General features: G+C 72.4%; 4 protein-coding genes. 3 read left to right on the top strand and 1 reads right to left on the bottom strand.

The window, feature by feature from the left end; all coding sequences use genetic code 11:
• Positions 1 to 313: 313 nt before the first annotated feature.
• Positions 314 to 1,240, top strand: coding sequence for a universal stress protein (locus ACY45C_RS17680; protein WP_462188662.1), 927 nt, complete (start codon positions 314 to 316; stop codon positions 1,238 to 1,240).
• A gap of 21 nt (positions 1,241 to 1,261) precedes the next feature.
• Here ACY45C_RS17680 and ACY45C_RS17685 read toward each other — a convergent pair whose 3' ends face one another.
• Complete coding sequence (locus ACY45C_RS17685) at positions 1,262 to 3,157, bottom strand: C2 family cysteine protease (RefSeq protein ID WP_462188663.1); 1,896 nt, start codon at positions 3,155 to 3,157, stop codon at positions 1,262 to 1,264.
• A 275-nt stretch (positions 3,158 to 3,432) separates the two neighbouring features.
• On the opposite strand from ACY45C_RS17685, the gene ACY45C_RS17690 reads away from it, so the two are divergent.
• Positions 3,433 to 4,653: an acetyl-CoA C-acetyltransferase gene (locus ACY45C_RS17690; RefSeq protein ID WP_462188664.1), complete on the top strand. Its 1,221-nt coding sequence runs from the start codon at positions 3,433 to 3,435 to the stop codon at positions 4,651 to 4,653.
• Between the two features lie 144 nt (positions 4,654 to 4,797).
• Entirely contained in the window at positions 4,798 to 5,004 is a 207-nt protein-coding gene (locus ACY45C_RS17695; protein WP_035729341.1) for a DUF1918 domain-containing protein, read from the top strand.
• Positions 5,005 to 5,317: the final 313 nt, after the last annotated feature.

Consider the following 5,317-nt stretch of genomic DNA (forward strand, 5'->3'; position numbering starts at 1 on the left):
TCGTCGTCTTATCGATCGATCACGGCAGGGGAGCCGCTGGCGCCCAGTGGCTTCCGGTCCGACTACGGGGTTACCGGGGACCCGCGACCCAACCATTCACCACTTCCCACCATGGATCATGCCGATGCGTGGGAAGGATGGCCCAACGTAGGGTTCACCTGGCTCGAACACACGAAAACAACACCGGAAGCTGTTGATCGGCGGGCAGCTCCACTCCGCGTTGGCCTCCCCGGCGTTGGCCTCCCCCGCTGGCGGACGGGGTTCCAGGCCGACCAGCCGGGTATCCCGGACCGGGCTTCGAAGGAGGCGGACGATGGCCGACATCGTGGTCGGGGTCGATGGTTCCGCGGGCTCCCACACGGCGCTGCGCTGGGCGTTCACCGAGGCGGAGTGGCAGGGGTGCGGCATCCGAGCCGTGATCGGCTTCGCCCGCGGTACGGCACAGTCCGGGATGCGGGCCGGTCTAGCGCAGGCGGCCGAGCGGACGCTACACAAGACCGTGACGGCGGTCACGCCACCGGGATCGACCGTCTCCGTGGCGGAGCAGGCCGTGGACCTGCCGGGCGCGGAGGCCCTGCTGACGGTCGGCCGCGACGCCCGCATGATCGTGGTCGGTGCCCGGGGGCAGGGACTGCTGCACCGGCTGCGAATCGGGTCGGTCAGTGCCTCCGTCGCCGTACATGCCACGGTTCCGGTTGTGATCGCCCGCGGTGACGTCGAGGCCGCCATCGCCAGCTCGGGTGCGACCATCGGCTCGGGTGCGACCGCCGCCGAAGGCACGATCCCGGCCGGCGCGCCGTCCCGACTGTCCCGGCCGATCGCCGTGGGTGTGGACGGCTCCCCCAACGCACTGTCGGCCCTCGCCTGGGCCGCCGGGGAGGCCGCGCTGCGCGGGGTTCCGCTGATCGCCGTGCACGCCTGGCTCGCGGCGATCCCGTTGCCGTTCGCCGAGGCACCGGGGGAGATCACCCAGGCCCTGGAGGACCAGGCCCGGGCCGTGCTCGACGAGTCCATCGCGGGCGTCCGCGACCGCGGCCAACTGCCGGCCGGACTGGACCTACGGGCCGTGGTGGTGCCCGCCTCGGCCACCCAGGCCTTGATCGTCAAGGGCCGCGAGTGCGATCTCGTCGTCGTCGGCGCCCGCGGTCACGGCGGCTTCGCCGAGCTGCTGCTGGGATCTGTCAGCCACCAGTGCATGCTTCACTGCCCCACCCCGGTGGCGATCATTCGGCAGTGGTAGCGGGGCAGCGGCGACCGGTCGTCAACGGGTCGGGCCGTGCACGACCGCATGCGTGTCCGGGAGGATCCCGTCCCAGGCGTACCACCGCTCGTTGTTCTGCCCGGGCGCCGGATCCCACGGATTACGCAGCAGCACCCGCCGGCGCGCCGCGTCCACGGCGAGCAGGGTGTAGGCGTGCGCCGCGACGAGCCCGCCAGGTCGGGTTCGACGCCGGGTGGTCACAATCACCACCTCGCCGCCGGCGAGGAGCTCCCCGAGGGCGGGAACGGTCGCCTCGTGGGCGGCGAGCACGTGCGCCGATCGCCCGGTGAGCGTCCGCAGGGCCGTCGCCGCATTTCCGAATTCGATGGCGGGATAGCCGCCGTGCAGCCGGGCGTAGGCCTTCTCGTACAGCGCCGGCCACAGCTCCGGCCGTCCCGCCGCGTCGTCGCCGTCCATCGCGACCTCCTCGTACCCGGCCGCACGTGACCGGGAGGTGCCCGGCGCCTGCGGCCCGGGTACCTCATCCTCCGATCGATCCTCTGACCGCCCGTACGGCGGCTGGACCCGACGAGCGGGCAGTGCGGCCGTGACGGTGACGCCCACGCCGGCGCCGGCCGGTCCGCGGGGGTGCATGGTGATCGTGACAGTGCCGTTGGGGTTGGCCCGCAGCCGCTCCGCGAGCAGCCCAGGATCCTGGCGGGCGATGCCGATCAGCGCCGCGACGAGGTAGCAGTCGGCGACGCCGCCCTGCCCCACATCGCTCGGGCTGATCCCGTCACGCACCGTCGGGTCGCCGGTGCGGTCGACCGCCACGACCTCGCCGGGGCGCCCGCGGACGACAGGGTAGCCGGGTTCGAGCCATAGGAAAGCCAGCAGGAGGTCTCCGATCATGGCCGAGGAGGCCCCGGCGATCAGGGTGTCGGTGAGGTCGGCCAGCGCCGGCAGGTAGCGAAGGATGCCGGGGCCCGGATTTTCGATCACCCGGGCGGCCACTGCGGCAAGGACCGCCAGGGGCCGGCCGCGCAGCCGGGAGATGGCCGCCTGGCGCATCGCCGCGGACAGGCCAGCCAGCCGAGCGATGATCGCCGCCAGATCATTGACGGTCACTGCCGCCGGATCCGTGCCGATGCGGGCGACCAGCTCGGCTGCGGCGAAACGCGCCATCCGCCGGTCGATGCCGCGCGCTATGGCCGGCGCTCCGACGGCGACCGCGTGCAGCCCGAACCCGACGGGGTCGTCCCGTCCGGACGAGCCAGCCAGACCGGGCGAGCCGGCCAGACCGGGCGGTTTGCGCTCCCCGAACAGGCCGTGCGGACCGGACCAGTCCGCGCCGCCGAACGGACCGGGCAGCCGGCTCAACCGTCCCCCGTCCGCGGCGACGGCCCGAGCCAGGGCTGCCGACCGGTCGCCCGCTGCCCGCAGGCGGTCGGACAGGACGCCCAGCAGGACCGGATCGAACAGAACGGTTTCGTCAATCGGGACCATCCCGGCGGGCCTGCCGTCCCCGGTGCCGCCGGTGGCCAGTCGGTGGGCCAGCATCCACATCCGTGGGTCGTTCCCGACGCCGCCGGACGCGTCGAACCGGCGCAGCCGGGCGAGCTCATCGGCGGATACCACGGCAGCCGCGCCGAGACCGAGGCGCAAGGCGTGGGCACGCTCGTCGTACCGCTCGGCGAGCCAGTCGAGCAGCCCGGCCCGATCGCGCAGCACCCCGGCGCCGACGTCGAGCGCCCGCTGCCAGTCGTCCAGCCGGGCGGCGCACCGGATCCGCCACGGTGACCGCCAGGCCCGCGGGGTGTCGGCGGTACGCACACCGGCCAGCACCCCGGCCACCTCCGGGGCGAGCCGGCGCAGCCGGGCGGCGCGCTCGCGCAGTTTGCCCGCGGCCGCGGCGAGGGCCGCGACATCACGGGGTGTACCAAGGTCTGCTCGCATCGGGCACGCCATCCGGCTCGCTGGCGACGGGATGATCAAAGCGTAACCCGACGGGTCCCCCTCGCCGCGTCGGCTCGGCCACCCGCGACCGCGGGCGCTCGTCCGCGTTAGAGTTTTGATCATTTGGCCGCAGGGACCGCGGCTCCCGCGATCCTGCCGCCAAGAACACCGGGAACACCGGGAACACCGGGAAGCCCGGAACACCGGGAACGCCGGGAACACCGGGAAGCCCGGAACACCGGGAACGCCGGGAACGCCGGGAACTGGGAGGGCATGTGACCGAGGCCGTCGTCGTCGCCGCAACCCGGTCATCGATCGGGCGGGCGTTCAAGGGTTCGCTGCGGGGGATGCGGGCCGACGACCTCGCGGCCGTCATCGTCCGGGCAGCCCTGGACCAGGTTCCGGCCCTCGACCCGGCCGATATCGACGATCTCATCATCGGCTGCGGGCTACCCGGAGGCGAACAGGGACACAACATCAGCCGCGTCGTCGCCGTCAGCCTCGGGTTCGACACCGTTCCCGGCACGACGGTCTCCCGGTACTGTGCCTCCTCTCTGCAGGCTCTGCGGATGGCCGCGCACGCCGTCCGCGCGGGAGAGGGCGACGCGTTCATCGCCGCCAGGGTGGAGGTCGTCAGCAGCTTCGTCAGGGGCAACAGCGACAGCCTGCCGGACACCCAGAACCCGCGCTACTGCGAGGCCCAGGCCCGTACGGCGGCCCGCGCGCAGGCGGGGTCCGCGCCCTGGACGGATCCCCGGGCGGCCGGCGAGCTGCCCGACGTCTACATCGCTATGGGGCAGACCGCCGAGAACGTGGCCCAGCTCACCGGCGTGAGCCGCCTCGAACAGGACGAGTACGCCTGCCGCTCGCAGAACCTGACGGAGCGGGCCGTCGCGGACGGCTTCTTCAAGCGGGAGATCATTCCGGTGCCGCTGCCCGACGGCGGGGTGATCGACAGCGACGACAGTCCCCGGCCGGGAACCACGATGCGGGCGCTGGCCGCCCTCAGGCCGGTGTTCCGCCCAGACGGTACCGTCACGGCCGGTAACGCCTGCCCGCTCAACGACGGAGCCGCTGCGGTCATCGTCATGAGCGACACCAGGGCCCGCGAGCTCGGCATCACCCCGCTGGCCCGGATCGTCTCCACCGGAGTCAGCGCGCTGTCACCGGAGATCATGGGCCTGGCCCCGGTGGAGGCGTCCCGGCGGGCCCTGGCCCGGGCGGGGATGACGATCGACGACGTCGACCTGGTAGAGCTGAACGAGGCATTCGCGGCGCAGGTCATCCCGGCCTACCGGGCACTCGGGCTCGACGTCGCGAAGCTGAACGTGCACGGTGGCGCGATCGCGCTCGGTCACCCGTTCGGGATGACCGGCGCCCGCCTACTCACCACCCTGCTGAACGGACTACACACCACCGACACGACCATCGGATTGGAGACGATGTGCGTCGGCGGCGGGCAGGGCATGGCGCTGGTCGTCGAGCGGCTGTCCTGAGCCGGGAATTCGCGACCTTTCGGACTCCGAATATGCCGCGACCGGCACCTCGTGCTAGGCAGAAAGAGCACGCGCATGCGATCGGTCACCGGAGCATCCAGGCAGAACAGACCGGATCGCCCGGCAGGGAGGTCGGCCATCATGATGTTCGCATCCGTCGGAGAGAGGTTCGTCGTCCACGGCCGCACGGTGGGCAGCCCAGAACGACACGGGACCGTGGTCGAGGTACGCGGCGAGGACGGAGGCCCGCCGTTCGTCGTGCGTTGGGATGACGGGCACGAGGGGCTCTTCTTCCCGAGCTACGACTCGCTCGTCGAACTCCGACCGTCACGGGAGTCCGCGGGCGTCTGACCCCGGGCACGCCCGAGCGCGGGGAGCCAGGCCCAGGGCATGTTAATCGCCTGAAGCATTTTCCGGCGAAATCGGCTGCCCCGGGGCCTTCAGGCGGTGTGACCTGCTGCGCTATACAGCAGGGACACAGCCGTCGGGCCGACAGGTAACGCGCGTCGATCCGGAGGCAACACAGATAGCTCCGGAGCGTGACCGATGCCTACGCCTTCCCCGTCCACCGGCGATCCAGCCGATCATCCCGGCCGGCCCGAACACCGGTCGGAGCCAGGCCGCCCCTCGGGCCCGGAGCACGGGTCGGGCCCGGAGCACGGGT

The sequence above is a fragment of the Frankia sp. CcWB2 genome (assembly GCF_977927585.1).